This window comes from Ramlibacter sp., from assembly GCF_036676645.1.
Lineage (GTDB): Bacteria > Pseudomonadota > Gammaproteobacteria > Burkholderiales > Burkholderiaceae_C > Ramlibacter.
Genome location: NZ_JAKFCM010000108.1, coordinates 22,683 through 41,680, shown reverse-complemented (window position 1 = coordinate 41,680; position 18,998 = coordinate 22,683). Strand labels below are relative to the sequence as shown.

Here is an 18,998-nt window from a genome sequence, read left to right as displayed (position 1 = left end):
ATGCAGACCGACGACGCGGCCCTGGTCGAGCAGTACCTGGAGCACGTGCGCGTCGGCAAGCGCCTGGCGCAGCGCACCGTCGAACTCTATGCGCTGGACCTGCACAAGCTCCAGCAGCACGCCGCCGAAGCCGGCGTCGGCCTGGCGCGTGTGCAGAACGCGCACGTGCGGCGCTGGGTGGCGCAGATGCACGGCGCCGGGCGCAGCGGGCGCGGCATTGCATTGATCCTGTCCGGCTGGCGCGGCTTCTATGCGTGGCTGGGCCGCAATGGCAGGGTGGCCAGCAACCCGGTGCAGGACGTGCGCGCGCCCCGGTCGCCGCGGCCGCTGCCCAAGGCGCTGGGCGTCGACGACGCCATGCAGCTGGCCGAACACCAGGACGCGCAGGCCGACCCCGCGCTGGAAGCGCGCGATGCCGCCATCGTCGAGCTGCTGTACGGCTGCGGACTGCGGGTCGGCGAACTGGTGGGGCTCGATGTCACCGCCAGCGCGGCGGCGCGCGGCTGGGTCGACCTGCAGGCGGCGGAGGCCCACGTGCTGGGCAAGGGCAGCAAGCGGCGCACGGTGCCGATCGGCCGCAAGGCGGCGCAGGCCCTCCAGCGCTGGCTGGCGCTGCGGCCGCAGCTGGCCGGCGAAGCGCCGGCGCTGTTCACGGGCCGCGGCGGCAAGCGTCTGTCGGCGCAGGCGATCTGGCTGCGCCTGCGCCAGCGCAGCCTGCGCGCGGGCCTGGCCACGCCGGTCCACCCGCACATGCTGCGGCACTCCTTCGCCAGCCACGTGCTGCAGTCCAGCGGCGACCTGCGCGCCGTGCAGGAGCTGCTGGGCCACGCCAACATCGCCACCACGCAGGTCTACACGCGCCTCGATTTCCAGCACCTGGCTGCCGCGTACGACGCGGCGCACCCGCGGGCGAAGACGAAGAGAGCAAGCGACTAGGGGCTGCCCTTAGTGCGCTGATCTTGGCTGGCTCAACGTCTAACAGGCGTGTGTTCACGCACCAGCATCGCCTTCCAGGTCCCGTGTACAAGGGTCTTGAGCGGATCAGCGTTGCTTTCAGCTGCAATGCAGGAAACCGACTGCAAGCGCGACTGTGCCGTGGTTTGGCGCCACCTAGCATGACGGCCCAGAGCAATAAGGGAAGACCATTCATGCATAGTTCAATCGGGGTTTTTGTGGTCGCACCTGTGCTGCTTTGCTGGGGATTCGAAAACCTGGTGCGAACGACGCCCTCCGGGTTGCGCATCGTCGGCAGCACGCCACGGCTGGCAGACGCGGCCGTCAGCCTGACGCAAGTGCGGGCGGACGTGGTGGTCGTCGACGCCGATGAGCCGATGCACGCCGAGACACTGCGCGGCGTGAGCCGTGACTATCCCATCGTGCTTCTAGTTCCCGAGCGCGAGCTGGGCAACGCGTCGCACTGGCGGCAGGCGGGCGCCCATGCCGTGCTGCCGCGGGGCGCTTCCCCGGCGAAGCTGCTGCGTGCCGTCGGCACCGCCTGCGGTGCAGGCGTATCGGGCAGGTGCAATCTCGCCATGATCCATGTGCCGCAAGAGAGGGACGCGGAAGCCGAACATGACCGGATCGCCTCGCTCACGTTCCGGGAGCGGCAGTTGGTGTTCGCAGTGATCTGCTACAGCACGATGCCGGGCAAGGTCCTGGCAAGCCGCCTTTGCATCAGTGAGCACACCCTGCGCAACCATCTCACCTCCATCTACGGCAAGCTGGGCGTGCAGAACCGCCTCAGCCTGCACGAGTTCGCGCTGCGTCATCACCTCGACGAGGACGCGAAATTCGTATCCCGTGGTTGAGACCAAGGGACCGGAGTGCAGCAAGGCCCCGTTGCAGGACTTCGTCAAGCACGCTGGGCGCTCGGCCCTGCGCCGCTGCCTAACGGTTGAGCAAACGTAACAATTCCTGAGCCAGCCTTCTTTGCCGGCTGGCAGGCGCCGCAACGGCTGAGCGGCTCGTACCGGAGCAGAAATCTGCTCCGGCCCCAACTCGCGCATGAATCGCGCGTTCCAGGCACCTTCGGCACGTGAAATCCCTTCACTCGGGCTTGCCAATGCCTGTGAGGGATGAAACAGAACGCCAGATTCTCGTTACGTTACGGAAGGGCCACCGTCCAGCTGCACCGTCTTTTCCACCTAGAGTCCGCCCGCCTGTCGAGCTAGAAGCGCCATGCAGTTCCGGCCACGGGCTACGACAACCAAGTGGTGCGCCGATCCCGCGGTGCACCGCATCTAGGAGGAAATTGGATGCAAAGACGACTGTTCATTCGGAGTGGCTCGGCTGCCGTGGCGGCGGCCGCGCTATCGGCTTGCGGCGGCGGTGGAGAAGGGTCCGAAGGGGCCCTGACGGAGTCGCTGCTCGATGCCGAGGCGCGGGCTAACCCCAACAAGTGGAGGATCCCGGGACATGAGAAGGCCACGCCGGCACCGGCTCCCGCGCCCGACCCCACTCCCGCTCCCGCTCCCGCTCCCTCGGAGATCTACACCTTCCAGCAGGAATTCGAGAATCCATTGGCGCCGCTGCTGCGCGCAGACGGCGGGCCGTTCGACCCGTACTTCCAGTACTTCGGCGGCGACGCCCAGCCAGACGGCCCCAACGGCTACCGGTGGTGGAACGACGAGCTGCAGGTGTACACCACCAGCCGGTACACGCCCGCGCCCTACAACCCCTTCAAGGTCGCCAACGGCTGCGTGTCGATCAGCGGCATCCGCTCGACCTACTCGAGCTCGCCCAAGCCGTACCTGTCGGGCTCGCTGGACACGTCCAAGGGCGCCTGGTGGGACAGCCAGTCGGTGCGGGACGCCCGCGGCGGCTTCGAGCAGAAGTACGGCTACTGGGAGGCGCGGGTGCGCATTCCAAAGGACAAGGGCCTCTGGCCTGCGTTCTGGCTGACGGGCGGGATCACGTCCACCAGCAACGGCAAGATGGGCGAACTCGACATCTTCGAGTGCGTGGGTGACGGCAAGATCCACCAGACGGCGCACGACTGGTGGGCGTCGAGCCATCCGTACGAGACCAAGGGCTACGTCGCGCCGTTCGACTACTCGGCCGACTTCCACACCTACGGGCTGCTGTGGACCCCGACCGAGATCGCCTGGTACGTGGACGGCGTGGAAACCCACAAGGCGAGCGCCGGCATGGTGGCGCGCTACCGCGACCTGTGCGGCCCGATGTACCTGTGCTTCAACCTCGCGATCGGCGGCGGCTGGCCGGGTTCGCCCGACAGCAGCACGCGGTTCCCCGCGACGATGGACATCGACTACATCCGGGTTCGCGCCGCCTAACGCGCACTGGAGCGCCCGGGGTACGGATGGGGTGAGCAGACCCCGCCCCGGGCGCTGCGCCGCACGCGCGGTGCGGCGCCGCCCCGGTCAGGGCCCCACAGGGGGACAAACGTCCTATTCACGCCGCGCGACACCCCCGTTCCAATGCTGGTTGATGCTCACCCAAGCCCTCGGTCCAGCCAGCGGCCAATGCCTGGCAGACGCGGGCGCCTTGCCGCGCCGCGGGAAGGTTGCGATGGCGTTCGTCAACCTGGGCTGGGGCGGCGCAGAGATCTACGCCGTCTGGGGCATCGATGCCCTCGTGAAGGCGGGATACGACGTGACGCTCCTGACGCTGGGCGACGTCGATCTCGCGACCTTGAACCGGTGGTGCGGCACCTCGCTGCGCCCGAGCGATATTCAGGTGTGCCGGCCCCCTTACGGGCCGGCGCTTTTTCCGCTGCTGCGCGGCGCCGCCCTGCGCGCCGGCCTGTTCCAGCGCTTCTGCCGCCGTGTGGCGGGACAGTTCGACCTGCTCATCAGCGGCTACAACCCTTGCGACTTCGGCCGGCCCGCCGTGCACCTTATGCAGGATTTCGCCTGGAACGAGGAACTGCGCGAGGAGCTCGATCCCGCCCCGCGGGAAGGCTCGCGCCGGATCCACCGACCCGGCCGGCTGCGCACCGCGTATCTGCGCCTGGCCGCGTGGCTGAGCAAGCCTTCGGGCCGCAACCTGCTCGAAGGCCGGGATCTCTTTCTGACCAACTCCCAGTGGCTGGCCAACGTGTTCGAGCGCCGCTTCGGGCTGACGTGGCAGCGTGTGGTCTACCCGCCGGTCGTCTTCAACAGCCAGCCACTGCCGCATTCGCAACGCGACGACGGTTTCGTCATCCTGGGCCGCGTCGACCACGAGAAGCGGATCGAGCAGGCAATCGAGATCATCGGGCGCGTGCGCGAACTCGGCCATGACGTGCGCCTGCACATCGTCGGCGCGATCGACGAGAGCACGCCCTACGGCGCGAAGATCACCGCGCAGGTGCGCGCGCTCGCCGGCTGGGTGGTGCCCGAAGGCCGCCGGGTCGGCGTCGAGAAGGAGCGCATCCTGGTGCGCCACCGCTATGCGATCCATGCGCGCCCGGGCGAGGCCTTCGGCATCGGGGTCGCGGAGCTCGTCAAGGCGGGCTGCATCCCGTTCGTGCCGGCCTGCGGCGGTCCGGCCGAGATCGTCGGCCTGCCCGAGCTGTGCTGGTCCACCATCGACGAGGCCGTGCGACGCATCGACCGGGTGTTGCGCGACCCGCAACTGCAGGCGTCGCTACGGCGCCAGCTGGCGCAGCGCGGCGGGTGCTTCGGCGTGGACACGTTCCACCGCGAATTCCTCGCGCAGATCGAACACTTCGTCGAATGCCGCGCGGCCGCGGCATCCCCCTGAGGACGGCACCCTTGCGTCGCCGCCGTGATTGCGGCCTGCTGTCGGCCGCCGGGCCGCGGCCATGACCCGGTGCGGCCGCCTCGCTTTCAGTCATGGAGGTGGTCGCAGGTGCTGAAGCCCGCGAGCTTCACGATGGCGTCGCGCCGCGCGGCGGCGTAGTCGTTCTCGACCATCTCCTGGACGAGCTCGCCGATGCTGATTCGCGGGGACCAGCGCAGCTGCTCGTGCGCCTTGCTCGGGTCGCCCAGCAGGCTATCGACCTCGGCCGGCCGGAAGTAGCTCGGATCGACCCGCACGATGGTGTCGCCCACCTTGCATCGGGCCCGCGATCCGCGTGTCGCCGCCACCACGCCGACCTCGTCCGCTCCGTTGCCGCGGAACTCCAGCGTGATCCCCAGCTCGCCCGCGGCGAGCTCGAGGAACTGCCGCACGCTGTGCTGCCGCCCGGTGGCGATGACGAAGTCGTCCGGCCGTTCCTGCTGCAGCATCAGCCACTGCATCTCCACGTAGTCGCGGGCGTGCCCCCAGTCGCGCAGCGCCGACAGGTTGCCCAGGTAAAGGCAGTCCTGCAGGCCCAGCGCGATCCTGGAGACGGCCCGCGTGATCTTGCGGGTGACGAAGGTCTCGCCGCGGTTCGGGCTCTCGTGGTTGAACAGGATGCCGTTGCAGGCATACATGCCGTAGGCCTCGCGGTAGTTGACCGTGATCCAGTACGCGTACAGCTTGGCCACCGCGTAGGGGCTGCGCGGATAAAACGGCGTGGTCTCCGTCTGTGGCGTGGCCTGCACCAGCCCGTAGAGTTCGGATGTGCTGGCCTGGTAGAAGCGCGACTTCTTCTCCAGCCCCAGGATGCGGATCGCCTCGAGCAGCCTCAGCGCGCCGAGCCCGTCGGTGTTGGCGGTGTATTCCGGCTGGTCGAAGCTGACCCCCACGTGGCTCTGGGCGCCGAGGTTGTAGACCTCGTCGGGCTGCACCTTCTGCAGCACGCGGATCAGGCTCGTGGCATCCGTCAGGTCGCCGTGGTGCAGGATAAACCGGCGGTCGGGCTGATGCGGATCCTGATACAGGTGATCGATGCGGTCGGTATTGAACAGCGACGAGCGGCGCTTGATGCCGTGCACCTCGTAGCCCTTCTTCAACAGGAATTCGGCCAGGTAGGCCCCGTCCTGTCCGGTGATGCCGGTGATGAGCGCGACTTTCCTGCTGGTCATGGGCGTGCCTCGGGGTGGAAGGGAGGAGCGGCGTAGGTGGCTTGCAGGCCTTCGGGCAGGGAGATGCGCGCGCGCCAGTTCAGGGCGTTCATGCGGCTCACGTCGAGCAGCTTGCGCGGGGTGCCGTCGGGCCGGCTGGCGTCGAACACGATCCGGCTGTGGCAGCCGGTGGTGCGCAGGACCAGGGCCGCCAGCTCCGCGATGCTCAGGTCCTGCCCCGTCCCGATGTTCACCAGGGGGCCGTCGTAGCCGGCCTCCATCAGGTGCACGCACGCATCGGCGAGGTCGTCCACGTGCAGGAACTCGCGGCGCGGGCGGCCGGAGCCCCACACCACGAACTCCGGGTCGCCGCGCAGGCGCGCTTCATGGGCCTTGCGCAGCAGGGCCGGCAGCACGTGTGCGGTCTGCAGGTCGTAGTTGTCGTTCGGCCCGTAGAGGTTGGTGGGCATCACGCTGACGTACTGCCGCCCGTGCTGCCGGTTGTAGCTCTCGCACAGTTTGATGCCGGCGATTTTGGCGATTGCGTAGGCCTCGTTGGTGGGCTCCAGCGGGCCGGTGAGGAGGTATTCCTCCCGGATCGGCTGCGGGCAGTCGCGCGGATAGATGCAGCTGGAGCCCAGGAACATCAGCCGCTGCACCCCGGCCCGGTGGGCGCCGTGGATCAGGCTGGTTTCGATCAGCAGGTTCTGCAGCAGGAAGTCGGCCGGCAGGCTGCTGTTGGCCAGGATGCCGCCCACCCTGGCCGCCGCGATGAACACGTAGGCCGGCCTGGCTGTCTGCAGGAAGTCCGCCACGGCCCTGGCGTCCGTGAGGTCCAGCTCGTCCCGCGTGCGCGTCACGACCTCGCCGTAGCCGCCGGCGCGAAGCCGGCGCATGAGCGCCGAGCCGACCATGCCGCGGTGGCCCGCGACGAAGACCGGGCGCTCGCGCAGCGAACCGGCCTCAGGGGCGGCCACGGGGAACCCCGATCACCACGATGCCGTCCTCGTCGAGGTAGCGGCCGGACTGCACCTCGGCGGGACCTGCGGCCGCCCCACCGGCTGGCGCACCAGCCAAAACGGGCGCTGCGGGCCCTCGTTCGCCGTCGGGAGCACGACCGAGCCGATGCCGGATACTTCCGCGCCGGCCGCGCGAGTGCCCCGTCCGCGCGGCCCACTTCCAGGCGGGCAGGCGCAAGGACCGGCCCAGTGCGATGGACATCAGCGCCAGCAGCAGCAGGTAGACCGCAGCCCGGACGGCCAGGTCGTGCAGCTGCGCTCCTCGAAACCCGGGCACCCAGCGCAGCGCGAGAAAGCAGCCCAGCACCGCCAGGACGCCGACTGCGGTCCAGCCGACGTAGGTCCGCGCCAGGCCCTGCTCGCGGGTGGCGGCCAGGACCATCCCGGAGAAGGCCAGTTCGCACAGCAGCCAGGAAGACAGGTACACCGGCATCGAGGCCGACAGCAGCCCGACAGCGGCCGCTGCGACGGCGAGGCCGGCGTAGAGCACCTGCAGGCCCGCCGCCCGCGCTTCGCGGCCGGTGCGCATGGCCACCATGAGCATCAGCTGGTTGGCGAAGAAGGGCGCGGCCAGCGCGAAGGTGAGCGCCACCCAGCCGTAACCCTTCGAAGACGTGCCGGGCACCCACTTCGACAGCAGGACGCCGCCATCGAGCACCACGCCCAGCGCGAACGCCGTGCCCAGGATCACGCAGACGATGCACCAGAACTGCAGCTGCGGCCCGGCGCGGCCGTCCGGCAGCGCCGACGCCCGGGCGTACTGCACCGAGGCGTGGCGCGACGCCTGCTGCACCGCCACGCGGGCGAACCCGAACACCGCCCGCAGGGCGACGTACGCATTGACCATCGCGGCCGGTGCGGCAGCGCTGAGCACCAGCACCGGCAGGCTCAACCGGCACCAGGCCGCGATCGGGTAGCCCACCGCGTACTTCAGCAGCGCGAACGTCCGCGGCTCGATGGCCCGGAACCCGCCTGCCGCCAGGCCCAGCTCGGGATGGGAACGCAAGGCCAGGCTCTGCACGGCAAGCCCGCCCACCGCGCTGGCCGCGTAGATGATGGCCAGCGCTTCGGGCGATGCGCGGAACGCCAGCAGGCCGACCGTGGCGGCGGCCAGGCGGGAGCAGAGGATCAGGGCATAGCAGCCTTCGGCGAGGGCCATCAGGCCCAACGAGTCCATGTACGTGACCCGTGAATTGAGCAGGCACTCGGCCGAGCAGGCTACTACCAGCCAGCACAGCCAGGCCGGGACGCTGCCTTCGCGATGGAAGACCCAAGTGGCGGCGAGCGCCAGCATGGCGAAGCCGGCGACCAGCAGGCGCAGCACCGCCCAGACCGAGGGGAAGGACTCCGCCTCGTGGCCGGCGCCGGCGGCCGCGCGCGGACCGATGCTGGAATGGCCGAAGGCCTTGAGGCCGAGGTCGGCGGCGTGCAGCAGCGTGGCCAGGGCCAGGGCGGCGTTCCACTGGGCGGTGCCCTCCATGCCCCACAGCCGGACCTGGATTGGTAGCAGCAGCAGCTGGGTACCCATCAGGGCGCCCTGCGTGAACAGCATCCAGATGGCGGCCAGCCGCGGCATCCCTCAGCCTTCCCGCGCCGCGTGGCGCGGCGTGTCGACGGGCGGCGAGTGGGAAGCGGTCATCCCTCGACCCCGAGCAGGTGCCGCTTCCCGTCCGGCACGAAGAGCACGTCGCCGCGCCGGCTGTAGGTGTGCCGGTCGGTGCGGAGGGCCTTGGCGGCGCCGGTGATCGTGTAGGCGCCGTAGCCGAGCGACTCGAACAGGTCGAAGACCTTGTCCGTGTCGTAGTCATAGCGGGCGGTCCAGCGTTCGTCGAGCTCGCAGAACACCACCGGCCGGCACCTGTGTAGCAGGCCCCGGGCGCCCGCATAGACGAACATCTCGGCGCCTTCGACGTCGACCTTGATGAAGTCGACGCGGGCGATCCGCTCCCGGGCGACGAAGTGGTCGAGCGAGACCGACGGCACCTCCACCACCGAGACGGCGGCTTCATGGCTTCCCAGGACATGGGTGGTGCCGGTCAGCCGCCTGCCTTGTTCGTCCTTCCAGGCAATCTTCAGGACGCCCTGTCGGTCGCTCACCGCGACGTTGACGACACGCGCATTACTCAGATGCAGCAGCCGAAACAGGATGCGCAGCACGTCCGCGTAGTAGGGCAGAGCCTCGAAGCTGTAGACGATCCCCTCGGGAGCCAGTCGCGACAGGGGTCGCGACCACGACCCCGCATGCGCGCCGATGTCCAGGCAGGTGCTGTCGTGGGCGATGAACCGCCTGAGCAGCGCCAGCTCCGGCACGTCGAGGGATCCCGTGAGGTGGCGCTTGGCCATGACCAGGGCATGGGCCGCGTGTCTCATCCGGGTAGCGGGGCCAGCGAGGTTCATGAGGTCTCCAGGGCGTCGAGGACCGGTGTGAAGGAAAAGCGGGCACCCAGCCGAGCCCGCACCGCGGCCTTGCTGGCGGCGCGATCCCACGAGCGCGAGCGGTCCAGCAGGGCCGCCAGCGAGCGCAGTTGCTGCTCTGGGCGGAAGCTGCTGTCCACCACGCCGATGCCGGAGTCCTCCACCAGCGCAGCCAGCTCGCTGCCGGCATCCGTGACGCAGAAGACCGGCACGCCCATCCACAGGATGTTGGCCAGCTTGGACGGCAGCGAGCCGAGCGAGGCCCCGGGCATCTCGCTGACGACCTGCACCGCCGAGCGTTCGTACAGGCCGGCCAGCTGGTCTTCCTCCACGAGGTCGTGGAACTGCACCAGCCCGGCGCAAGCCCTGGCCCGCAGGCGTTCGAACACCGGGCCGCGGGAAAACACGTGGCAGCGCACCCGCAGGTCCGTGCGCGCCAGCTGCTCCAGCAGGCGAAGCAGCCCGTCCGGATCCTGCTTGAGCCCGAGCGCGCCCGAGTACACGACGTGCTGCACGTCGGTCGCGGCCAGCGGGCCAGGCACGTTCGCCGCCGCCGAGTCGGCCAGCGTGGCCGGCGGGTAGGCGACGATGCACCTGGCCGCGGGCAGCCCGTAGTCGGCCACCGCCTGGTCGCGCATAGCCGCCGAGAGGAACACCAGTCTGTCGCAGCGGGCGAAGGCGCGTCGCTCCACCCGGAGCACGGCGGCGCGGACCCAGCGCGCGGCCGGTGACTGCAGCCGGCCCGCGTAGGCGCCCTGCAGGTCGTGGACGATGCCGGTGGTGCGGACGCGCGCGGGCAGGAGGTGGACGACGGCCAGCCAGAACAGGCTGGGCGGGAAGACGGCCACGGCGCAGTCGATCCGCGACCGCAGCGAGGCGACGACGCGCAGCGTGTGCAGGGCGAACCAGGCCTCCAGCACCAGGCGCCGCAGCATCGAATGGCGCGGGTACCGGACGAAGCGGCCGCCGCGATGGGTGCGGACATCCGGCAGGTCCTCGGTCGTCTCGCGCACCACCCATTCGGGATAGAGGGGGTGCGAACACGCGACCGAAACCTCGGCGCCGGCGTCGCGCAGGTGCTCGGCCAAGTGTGCGTTGTAGCGGCCGGTGGAGATCGGCTCGGGATGGAAGAACGGCGACAGCATCAGGATCCTGCGCCGCCTGGGCGCCTCGCGGCCGTGCGCGTCCGCATCCGCCAGGCCGCCCGCGCGGTCACGTTCCCGCTCGCCCGCGATGTCGCGCAGCAGCATGGAAGGGGGCCGGAGTCCGTGCGAGCCCGGGTCGAAAAAGTTGCGGCCCTTTAGGGCGGCGAGTGGGTCTTTCACGTCAGCAGCGCCCGTACGTGTCCTCGACCCGCACGATGTCGTCCTCGCCGAGGTAGCTGCCCGACTGCACCTCGATGATTTCCAGCGGGATCGAGCCCGGGTTGGACAGCCGGTGCAGCTGGCCGAGCGGGATGTAGGTGCTCTCGTTCTCGGTGAGCAGGCAGGTGCGGTCGCCGCAGGTGACCTGCGCCGTGCCGGACACCACCACCCAGTGCTCCGAGCGGTGGTGGTGCATCTGCAGGCTCAGGCTGGCCTTGGGCGCCACCAGGATGCGCTTGACCTGGAAGCGAGGGCCGGCGGTGAGGCAGTCGTACCAGCCCCAGGGCCGGCGCACCATCCGCGGCTGCGTTCCCTCGCCGCGGCCCGTCTTCTCGAGCTGCTGCACGATCTTGCGCACGTCCTGGCTGTGCGAGCGGTCCAGCACCAGCACGGCGTCGGGCGTCTCGATCACGACGATGTGGTCCAGCCCCACCGTGCTGACCAGGCGGCTGGTGGCGTAGACCAGCGAATTGCGGCTGTCGTGCAGGGCGACGTCGCCGCGCGCCACGTTGCCCTGTTCGTCCTTTCCGCCGGCTTGCCACACGGCGTCCCAGGCGCCGAGGTCGGACCAGCCCGACTCGAGCACGGCCATGCTGACCGGGAAGTCCGCTTGCGCAGAGGTGCAGTGCTCCATCACCGCGTAGTCGACCGAATCGGGCGGGATCTGCTCGAAGGCCGCCTTGTCGGGGCGCGTGAAGCCGTCGGCCGTGCGCCGCTGCGCCCAGGCACGTGTCGCGGCTTGCGCGATCTCGGGACGGAAGGTCTCGATGGCGTGTAGCCAGGTGGAGGCGCGCAGCACGAATATGCCGCCGTTCCAGAAGTAGCCGCCCGCCTCGAGGTAGGCGCGCGCCGTGGCCTCGTCGGGCTTCTCGACGAAGCCGCTGACGCGGCGCACCGGCCCGTCGCCTGCGCAGCGGACGTAGCCGAAGCCGGTCTCGGGCCGGTCGGGCCGGATGCCCACCAGCGCGATGCCGCCGTCCTGAGCCGCCTCCACGGCCCGGCGCAGCGCGGCGCTGAAGGCGGCGGCGTCGGCGAAGGCGTGGTCCGAAGGCGTGATGACCAGCATCGGGTCGCCGCCCCCGCTGGCCGCGTGCAGGGCGGCCAGGGTGACCGCCGGCGCCGTGTTGCGGCCCGAAGGCTCCAGCAGCACGCAGGCGCCGTCCTGCCCGATTTCGTGCAGCTGGTCCCGGATGAAGAAACGGTGCCCCTCGTTGCCCACGGCGCAGGCCGGCAGCAGCTTGAGGCCGTCGCCCGCTAGCGTACCGAGCCGCAGCACCGCGTCCTGGAACAAGGTGTGCGGCCCCGCCAGCGCGAGGAACTGCTTGGGATGCAACTGGCGGCTGAGCGGCCACAGGCGCGTGCCGCTGCCGCCGGCGAGCACGACGGGCAGGATAGTGGTGCAGGTCATGGCGTCGTCCCCGGCGAGCGCAGGGGCAAGGGCGAGGAGGCGTGGGGATCCGTGGCGGGCGCAAACTCGGCCAGCGGCCGGCGCGCGGCGTCGAAGGCGATCCACAGGAACAGGATCGAGTAGGGGTTGCCGAAGCCGACCGCGCGCGACTCCACCAGTCCGTAGACGAGGTAGCTGGCCACCAGCGCGATGCTGGTCTGGCGCGTGCGGTCGCGCCTGCGTCGCCACAGGCCCGCCACGCAGGCGGCGCACAGCATCAGGTAGCCGGCCGTGCCGGCCACGCCCGTCTCGGCCAGCATGCCGATGTAGGCGCTGTGCGCCGGCATCGACTGCGGCATCAGGAAAGCGTGCCCCTTGAAGCCCACGCCCAGCAACGGTTGCGCGTTCCACAGCGCGAGCGCGGCGCTCCACAGCTCAGTGCGGCCGGAGGCGCCGGTGGTGATGCCGCGGTAGGGGTCGTTCAGCTTGAACAGCTCGTCGGCGATGCGCATCAACCAGGGCACGTCGAGCAGCCACAGCGCCATCAGCACCGAGCAGCCGGACAGCAGCGCCAGGCTCACCTGGATCGTGCGCGACACCGGCTGCGGCGTGTTCGCGCCGGTCCCGGCGAGGCGGCACAGGAAGAGGGTGAACACCGCCACGCCCGCGGCCAGCATCGACGCGCGCGAGGACACGGCCACCATTACCCAGGCCGCGATCATCAGGATCGGCCAGCGCAGCAGCCGCGAGCGGATGCCCAGCGCGCCGATGAAGGTGAGCATCGAGATCATCCCGAGGTAGTTCGGGTGCAGGTCGCTGCCGGTCAGGCGCCCCCACACCAGTGCGCCCTCGAGAATGGGAATCGGGATCAGTGTCAGCGCCACCAGCGAGTGGCAGGCGAGCAGCAGCCGCCAGTCCAGGTCGCACCGGGTGGCCAGCAGGTACGCGGTGGCCAGCGCCAGCAGCATGCTGGTGACGTTGGCGACGATGAACTGGGCCTGGTACAGCCCCAGGTTGGCGGCGTAGCCGGCGAGGATGGCCGCCAGCATCACCATCCAGCCCAGGGTGGCAATCGGGCCGATGCGGTACCGCGCCGGTCGGCCCCAGGCCAACACCACCCCCAGCAGCGAGCCGAGGACGAGCGCCGCGAACAGCAGGCCGGGCTGCTTGCTGTGGCCGACGATCATCGCGGCCATGAAGCTGTTGAGCCACGCACCCAGCAGCAGTTCGGGCCGGCCCAGCCAGGCGGCGAGGCGGCGCCTCATGCGTGGCCTCCGGGCGCGCGCCACACCCGCAGGTAGTCGATGTCGTAGCGGGCGGGCAGGGCGGCCGCGTCGGGCAGGCCGAACCAGTCCTCGAAGACCTCGGAATCGAACATCAGGTGCAGCGGCTGGTGCCAGTGCTCGTTCGGCAGCGCGCGCACCACCCGGCCGTCGACCCACCACTCGAGTCGCTCGGGCGACCAGGCCAGGCCGTACACGTGGAAGTCCTCGTGCACGGGAAAGTCCAGCGCGATGGGCCGCTGAAGGTGCAGCGGGTCCCGCAGGCCCCGCGGGTGGTCGTAGAAGACGTGCGCCGCCGTGTGCAGAGTGGTCCTCTGGGCGGGCGCGCCGGAGAGCTCGAAGACGTCGATCTCGGTCCAGCGATCCTCGTCCTTGGCGTACAGCCAGAAGGCGCTGGAGATGGCGGAGGCGCCGGCCCGCGCCCGAGTCTCCAGGTAGCCGTAGCGCATGGGCTGGCGCGCCTTGATGGCCGCGGTGTGATAGCGGCTGGGCGAGCCTTCCGGCTGCGCCGTGGAGAGCAGGCGCAGCAGCCCGCGCCGGTGGCTCACGTTGCGCCGATCGAAGCGCGACGGCGGCCGGCCTTCCCACAGCGGGTCGTGGTCGAACCAGCGCTGCGCCTCCAGCTGGCCGCCTTCGAACTCGTCGGACAGATCGACGTCGAATTGCCACTGCGGCGGCAGGTTGCCCGGGCCCAGCGGGGCCGGGGGCGCAGCCCGTCCGCAGCCGGCCAGCCACAGCAGCCCGGTCAGGCTTTGGCGGCGCGAGAGGTTCGAGGACGGGGTCGTGCGAAGCATGGGTCAGGCACGGGCGGCGTCCAGGGCCTTCAGGTTGGCCTCGGCGCACGCCCGCCAGGTGCGCCCGCGCACGATGCCCTGCAGCTCGCGCGCCGCGCGCGCCTGCGCGTCCTGCGCGGCAAGCCGCCGCAGGAACGCCGCCCATTCGCGCATGTCGCGGCTGGTGAGGATGCTGGTGGCGCCGGCAAGTTCGGGCGGCGGCGCGATGTAGCCGAGGATCGGGACGCCGCGCGCCGCCGAGGTCGCGAACTTCAGCTTCAGGCCGTTGCTGGAGTCGAAGGGTTGGATGGTGGCGTGGCAGCCGTCGAGCAATTCGCCCAGTTCCGCATCGCCGGGATCGGCATGCACCTCGATGCCGTGGCCCCGCAGGGTGGCGACCAGCGCGGGGGCAGGGCGGCTGCCGGCCACCAGCACCTGCAGCGGCGCGCCCAGCGCCTGACGCAGTGCGGGCAGCGCACCCGCGGCGAATTCGCGGATCGCCGCCACGTTCATCCAGATCGACAGCGAGCCGACGAAGGCGATGCGGATCGGGCCCTGCGGCGCGAACCTCGTGCGCGGCGGCTCGGGGTCGTAGCCTAGGGCCGACAGCAGCACCGTCGCGTGGCCGTGGGCGCGGAACATCTCCGCATCGGACTGCCCCAGCGCGACCAGCGGCAGCTCGCGCGGCAGGCGAGCCAGCAGCGCGTGCGCGCGCGCCGCGGCGACGCTGGCGGCCAGCCGCGCGGGCCCCTGCGCCTCGCGGGCGCGGTCCAGGTAGAACTTGGGCTCGAAGTTGTGGGTCTCGAGCAGCGATGCGCGGGCGTCGTCGACGAGCGGCGCGACCTGCAGCCAGGTGCAGGCGAAGCTGTACACGGCCAGCTCCGGCGGCGCCGCGAGGTGGCGACGCACGCGTGCCAGGTACGCCGGCGTGATGAAGCGCGACGACAGGTAGTCGCTGCCGCTGCGCAGCGCGTGCGCGGCGGCGCGCGCCTTGCTGCGCAGGGTCGGCGCGCCGCCCGGGCCGTCGGTGCGGAGCCACGCGCCGCTTGCCGACTCGTACACGCCGTCGCCGGCGAACAGCTGTACGGCATGGCGGGCGGGGTCGAGCGCGCCCCACTTGCGCCAGATGTACAGGTCGCCGCCGTTGCGGATCGGCGTGACCAGGTGCGGCGCGAACACCGCCACGCGCCGGCGCGAGTCGCCGTCGCGCGGGGAGGACGCCGCGCCGGCGGGAGCCTGGGGGACCGCTTCAATGCTCATTGGTCACCACCCCCAGGACGCGCACCTGCAGCTCGGCCAGGCGGGACCGCATGCCCTGCAGTTCGCGCAGGGGCGTGTGGTCGCTGTGCGCCACGAGCACGACGTCGGCGCCGGCCGACGCGAGCAGTTGCGCGTCCGCCCCGCAGCCCCACGCCGGGCCGTCCACGATGACGGCCTCGTAGCGCTCGTTCAGCTGGCCGAGCAGGTTGGCGATCGCGCCCCCCGAGATCAGCTCCTGCGGGTTGGGCACGCGCGGGCCGGCGGCCAGCACGTCGAGCAGGCCGCGGCTGTCCACCGTGCGCGGGGTGGCCTGCTTTCCCATGAGCAGGCCGGTCACACCGGCGCCGGGCTCGAATCCGAACAGCTCGCTCAGGCTCGGCGAGCGCAGGTCCAGGTCGACCAGCAGCGTGCGCAAGTTGGCCTGGGCGAAGGCGATCGCCAGGTTGCAGGCGACGAAGGTGCGGCCGTCGCCGTGCTGCAGGCTCTGCAGGCAGACCGGGCGGCGGTCGCCGCTGCGGCGCCATTCGAGCAGCACGTGGGTGCGTAGCTCGCGGATCGCTTCGGCGACCGGATGCGCTGGGTGGAGGTCCACAACAAACGTCGGCGACGGCGGTACACCGGCCTGGACGCGATCGAGCCGGGGCTCGATCCGGCGCCCCGACTGCGGCAGGCGCACCCGGGGCGTGCGCTCCGTGGTGGATGTCTCGACCAGGCCATCCGGCCCGAGGATGCGGCCGAGGGCTTCGTCGCGTTCCGGGTCCGGATCGGAGGCACGCAGGGCGGTGGCGCCGGCCGGGGCCAGCGCGCCGCGCTGCAGCATGCTCGGTCCGTGGCCGGGCCGGTCCCGCGCCGTGGGCACCCGCGCCAGCAGGCGCGCGCCCATGGTGGCCATGGTCGCGCGCGACTGGCGCACGCGCGGGGACCACTCTTCCAGCAGCAGTGCGAACACGCATCCCAGCAGCAGCCCCAACGCGCCGCCCAGGGGCATCGCGCGGCGCAGCGGATCGGTGGCGCCCGGCGGCTGCGGGACGGCCGAGGCGAATACGTACGCCGTGCCGGGTGCGAACCTGCTCTCCAGGCGCGCCTGGCGCAGCGCGTTGCGCGTCGAGTTGGCGCTCGTCTCGGCGGCCGCCAGCGAGCGCTGGAAGGACGAATACTCCTCGTGCAGCGCGGCCTGGCCCACGGCCTCCAGCTTCTGCTGGCGCAGGGCCGCGCGCAGGCTGCCGGCCTTGCGGCTGTTGGTCTGCGCTGCCGCGGCGGTCGCGGCCGCGAGCGCGGCCTGGGCCTGCTTCAGGTCGGCGGCGGCATCGGTGTAAGCGGGGTGGGCTTCGCCGTACCTGGCGGACGCCTCCTGCCAGCGCGCGAGCGATCGCCGCACCTCGGCCTGCAGCATCTGCAGGGCCGGGTCCTGCCGGTCCGGCGCGGCGGGCGAGGCGAGTTCCGATTCGACCTGTGCGAGCTGGATCGCCAGCGTCGCCAGGGCACCGGTCGAGGCGTCGTGCCGGTCGTCCGGGTTGAAGCCCGGGTGCAGCTTGCGGAACTCGGCCATCCGGCCGCGGGCGTCGCGCAGCTCCGCATCGATCATGGGCAGGCCCTGCTCCAGCTGTGAGGCGCGCATGCGCGCCGATTCCGCCTGCACATCGCGGCTGAGCTGCTGGTAGGCATTGGCGAAGGCGTTGGCCAGAACCTTGGCGAACTCGCGATCGTCGGACGCGGCGGTGATAGTCACAAGGTTGCTTTCGGCCGGGGCGTTAAACCGCATGTCCTTGCGCAAGTGCGCCGCAATCCACTCGCGCTCGTTGTCGGTCTCGCGCATCGCGCCCCACGCCTTCGCATGCGGATGGTCCGGCGTCAGGTGCACGGCTTCGATCACGCTCTGGACCACGCGCGGGCTAGCGAGCACCTCCACCGCGGTAGCGGCAGGGCTGGGGGGCGGCCCGGTGCGCCGCGAGTCGTCCGTCTGCATGATGGGGCTGCTGACCAGCAGCGTGGCGGTGGCGGTGTGCCGGTGTAGCAGCAGGCCCGCGGCCAGGCCCAGCGCGGAAAAGACGACGGCAAACGCGACGATGTAAGCCAGGCGCGAACGAAAGACGAGGAAGAGGTGCTGCAGGTCCATCAGGTGGCACTCCGGATGGCTGGTGGGGAAAGGAGGCAGGTGTGCGATGGCGTCATACTCAGAACGCCTTGGGGTCGCCCCCGAGCAGCACGCGCGCGGTGCGCGCCAGGATCACCAGGTCCAGCATCAAGCTCCAGGACCGGAGATAGGCGAGGTCGTATTCGGTGCGCTTGCGCATCGAGTCGAGGTCGTTGCCTCCCCGGTAACCGTTCACTTGGGCCCAGCCGGTGATGCCTGGGCGCACCTTGTGCCGGATCATGTAACCGGGGATGATCTTTCGGTACTGCTCGTTGACCGCCAGCGCGTGCGGCCGTGGGCCCACAAGGCTCATCGAGCCAGCCAGCACGTTGAGCAGTTGTGGCAGTTCGTCCAGCGACGTGCGGCGAAGCAGCCTGCCGAGGGGGGTCACCCGGTCATCGTCACGCGTGACCTGTCGGTATTGGCTCTCGCCATCCTCCATGGTCCGCATCGTGCGGAACTTCCAGACCACGATCTCCTTGCCGTCCAGGCCGTAGCGGCGCTGCTTGAAGATCGCCGGCCCGGGAGAGGTGGCGCGGATGGCGACGGCGATGCCCGCCATCAATGGGAGCGCGAGGGGCAGTGTGGCCAGCGTGATCCCGATGTCGATGGCGCGTTTGATGGCGCCCTCGGTGCCACGAAACGGCGTGTCGCACACCGATACGACAGGCAAGCCGGCCACCGTGTCGATGCTTCCCTGGATCAGGTCGGCGACGAAGATGTCCGGAATGAAGCACACCGACGCGGTGGTGTCCTTGAGGGCGTCGAGCAATCCCATCACCCGCGGCTGCGAGGCCATCGGGAGCGAGATGTAGATGATCTCGACCCTTTGGCGCTTGACGTAGTCGGCGACCTCCGCCAGGCCGCCGGTGATGGGAAGCCAAGCGGGTGCCTGCGTGCGCTGCGCGCTGCGGTCCTCGAAGCAGGCGACCAGGCGCTGGCCTTCGGCTTCCCCGTTGCGCAGGGCTTCGGCGAACCTGTTGGAGGCGCTGCTGACCCCCACGATGACGACCTGCGTATCGGTGTAAAGCCGCCGGAGGTGCGGCGCCAACCGGGGAGAGACGACGTGCAGACCGACCAGCACGAATGGCAGCGCCATGGCCCAGGTTGTGCCTGCATCGAACTGGAGCTGGGTGAGCTGGACGGGCCGCCCCTGCCCCCATCGGACAAGGGCAAACAGGGCCAGGACCGCGCAGCAGGACGCCAGGAGATTGGCCAGCGCCGCCACCGAGAACCGTGCGAAGGGCACCTTCCCGGGGTACAGCAGCAGGAACGTTCCGATGAGGAGAATCGCGTCGCCTTCCTCCCACTTCGCGCCAAAGGCCAGCAGCGCGCCCAGGTAGGTGAGCACGGCTGCCATGGGATCGATCAACCCCCCGAGCCGGGACCGCTGGCCTCCAGCGCGGGGCATCGCGTGCCAAGGGCAGTCAGCGTAAATCCTCACGCGGCAGCCCTCTTGAACGGGCCGC

General features: G+C 70.6%; 15 protein-coding genes. 4 read left to right on the top strand and 11 right to left on the bottom strand.

Translation table 11 applies throughout. The annotated features are described in order from the left end of the window. The 4 genes from V6M57_RS17290 to V6M57_RS17275 all read left to right on the top strand — a co-directional run bounded on the left by V6M57_RS17290 (position 1) and on the right by V6M57_RS17275 (position 4,704). Complete coding sequence (locus tag V6M57_RS17290; protein WP_332816241.1) at positions 1-936, top strand: tyrosine recombinase XerC; 936 nt, start codon at positions 1-3, stop codon at positions 934-936. 212 nt (positions 937-1,148) lie between these two features. Then, positions 1,149-1,808, top strand: a complete 660-nt coding sequence (locus V6M57_RS17285) for a helix-turn-helix transcriptional regulator (RefSeq protein WP_332816240.1) — start codon at positions 1,149-1,151, stop codon at positions 1,806-1,808. Between the two features lie 447 nt (positions 1,809-2,255). Further along, positions 2,256-3,293 (top strand): glycoside hydrolase family 16 protein, encoded by a 1,038-nt coding sequence (locus V6M57_RS17280; RefSeq protein ID WP_332816239.1) that lies wholly within the window; start codon positions 2,256-2,258, stop codon positions 3,291-3,293. Between the two features lie 235 nt (positions 3,294-3,528). After that, the gene (locus tag V6M57_RS17275; protein ID WP_332816238.1) at positions 3,529-4,704 is read left to right on the top strand and encodes a glycosyltransferase family 4 protein; all 1,176 of its coding nucleotides are present in this window, start codon (positions 3,529-3,531) and stop codon (positions 4,702-4,704) included. Between the two features lie 86 nt (positions 4,705-4,790). On the opposite strand, the gene gmd is transcribed toward V6M57_RS17275, so the two are convergent. The 11 genes from gmd to V6M57_RS17220 all read right to left on the bottom strand — a co-directional run bounded on the left by gmd (position 4,791) and on the right by V6M57_RS17220 (position 18,889). Beyond that, positions 4,791-5,915, bottom strand: coding sequence for a GDP-mannose 4,6-dehydratase (gene gmd / locus V6M57_RS17270; protein ID WP_332816237.1), 1,125 nt, complete (start codon positions 5,913-5,915; stop codon positions 4,791-4,793). Further along, positions 5,912-6,871 (bottom strand): GDP-L-fucose synthase family protein, encoded by a 960-nt coding sequence (locus V6M57_RS17265; RefSeq protein WP_332816236.1) that lies wholly within the window; start codon positions 6,869-6,871, stop codon positions 5,912-5,914. Before V6M57_RS17265 ends, gmd begins: the two co-directional genes overlap by 4 nt. Next, positions 6,858-8,489, bottom strand: coding sequence for a hypothetical protein (locus V6M57_RS17260; protein ID WP_332816235.1), 1,632 nt, complete (start codon positions 8,487-8,489; stop codon positions 6,858-6,860). The genes V6M57_RS17265 and V6M57_RS17260 overlap by 14 nt, the downstream gene beginning before the upstream one ends. Positions 8,490-8,548: 59 nt before the next feature. Continuing rightward, positions 8,549-9,310: an FkbM family methyltransferase gene (locus V6M57_RS17255; RefSeq protein ID WP_332816234.1), complete on the bottom strand. Its 762-nt coding sequence runs from the start codon at positions 9,308-9,310 to the stop codon at positions 8,549-8,551. Next, positions 9,307-10,578: a glycosyltransferase gene (locus V6M57_RS17250; protein WP_332816233.1), complete on the bottom strand. Its 1,272-nt coding sequence runs from the start codon at positions 10,576-10,578 to the stop codon at positions 9,307-9,309. The genes V6M57_RS17255 and V6M57_RS17250 overlap by 4 nt, the downstream gene beginning before the upstream one ends. 76 nt (positions 10,579-10,654) lie before the next feature. Then, positions 10,655-12,100 carry a mannose-1-phosphate guanylyltransferase/mannose-6-phosphate isomerase gene (locus tag V6M57_RS17245; RefSeq protein ID WP_332816232.1) on the bottom strand — a complete coding sequence of 482 codons (1,446 nt, stop codon included), beginning with the start codon at positions 12,098-12,100 and terminating at the stop codon, positions 10,655-10,657. After that, positions 12,097-13,344 (bottom strand): O-antigen ligase family protein, encoded by a 1,248-nt coding sequence (locus V6M57_RS17240; RefSeq protein ID WP_332816231.1) that lies wholly within the window; start codon positions 13,342-13,344, stop codon positions 12,097-12,099. Before V6M57_RS17240 ends, V6M57_RS17245 begins: the two co-directional genes overlap by 4 nt. Next, complete coding sequence (locus tag V6M57_RS17235; protein ID WP_332816230.1) at positions 13,341-14,156, bottom strand: family 16 glycosylhydrolase; 816 nt, start codon at positions 14,154-14,156, stop codon at positions 13,341-13,343. Before V6M57_RS17235 ends, V6M57_RS17240 begins: the two co-directional genes overlap by 4 nt. 3 nt (positions 14,157-14,159) lie before the next feature. Next, a complete protein-coding gene (locus V6M57_RS17230; RefSeq protein ID WP_332816229.1) occupies positions 14,160-15,395 on the bottom strand; it encodes a hypothetical protein in 1,236 nt (411 codons plus the stop codon). After that, positions 15,385-17,511 (bottom strand): polysaccharide biosynthesis tyrosine autokinase, encoded by a 2,127-nt coding sequence (locus V6M57_RS17225; RefSeq protein WP_332816228.1) that lies wholly within the window; start codon positions 17,509-17,511, stop codon positions 15,385-15,387. The genes V6M57_RS17230 and V6M57_RS17225 overlap by 11 nt, the downstream gene beginning before the upstream one ends. Before the next feature lie 58 nt (positions 17,512-17,569). Beyond that, on the bottom strand, positions 17,570-18,889 hold the full coding sequence (locus tag V6M57_RS17220; protein WP_332816227.1) for an undecaprenyl-phosphate glucose phosphotransferase: 1,320 nt from the start codon (positions 18,887-18,889) through the stop codon (positions 17,570-17,572). Between the last annotated feature and the right edge of the window lie 109 nt (positions 18,890-18,998).

Bases quoted from the DNA above. Each gene is read 5' to 3' on its own strand.
- V6M57_RS17290 (WP_332816241.1), top strand. From the start codon at position 1: ATGCAGACCGACGACGCGGCCCTGGTCGAGCAGTACCTGGAGCACGTG.
- V6M57_RS17285 (WP_332816240.1), top strand. From the start codon at position 1,149: ATGCATAGTTCAATCGGGGTTTTTGTGGTCGCACCTGTGCTGCTTTGC.
- V6M57_RS17280 (WP_332816239.1), top strand. From the start codon at position 2,256: ATGCAAAGACGACTGTTCATTCGGAGTGGCTCGGCTGCCGTGGCGGCG.
- V6M57_RS17275 (WP_332816238.1), top strand. From the start codon at position 3,529: ATGGCGTTCGTCAACCTGGGCTGGGGCGGCGCAGAGATCTACGCCGTC.
- gmd (WP_332816237.1), bottom strand. From the start codon at position 5,915: ATGACCAGCAGGAAAGTCGCGCTCATCACCGGCATCACCGGACAGGAC.
- V6M57_RS17260 (WP_332816235.1), bottom strand. From the start codon at position 8,489: ATGCCGCGGCTGGCCGCCATCTGGATGCTGTTCACGCAGGGCGCCCTG.
- V6M57_RS17255 (WP_332816234.1), bottom strand. From the start codon at position 9,310: ATGAACCTCGCTGGCCCCGCTACCCGGATGAGACACGCGGCCCATGCC.
- V6M57_RS17250 (WP_332816233.1), bottom strand. From the start codon at position 10,578: ATGCTGCTGCGCGACATCGCGGGCGAGCGGGAACGTGACCGCGCGGGC.
- V6M57_RS17245 (WP_332816232.1), bottom strand. From the start codon at position 12,100: ATGACCTGCACCACTATCCTGCCCGTCGTGCTCGCCGGCGGCAGCGGC.
- V6M57_RS17240 (WP_332816231.1), bottom strand. From the start codon at position 13,344: ATGAGGCGCCGCCTCGCCGCCTGGCTGGGCCGGCCCGAACTGCTGCTG.
- V6M57_RS17235 (WP_332816230.1), bottom strand. From the start codon at position 14,156: ATGCTTCGCACGACCCCGTCCTCGAACCTCTCGCGCCGCCAAAGCCTG.
- V6M57_RS17230 (WP_332816229.1), bottom strand. From the start codon at position 15,395: ATGAGCATTGAAGCGGTCCCCCAGGCTCCCGCCGGCGCGGCGTCCTCC.
- V6M57_RS17225 (WP_332816228.1), bottom strand. From the start codon at position 17,511: ATGGACCTGCAGCACCTCTTCCTCGTCTTTCGTTCGCGCCTGGCTTAC.
- V6M57_RS17220 (WP_332816227.1), bottom strand. From the start codon at position 18,889: ATGGCAGCCGTGCTCACCTACCTGGGCGCGCTGCTGGCCTTTGGCGCG.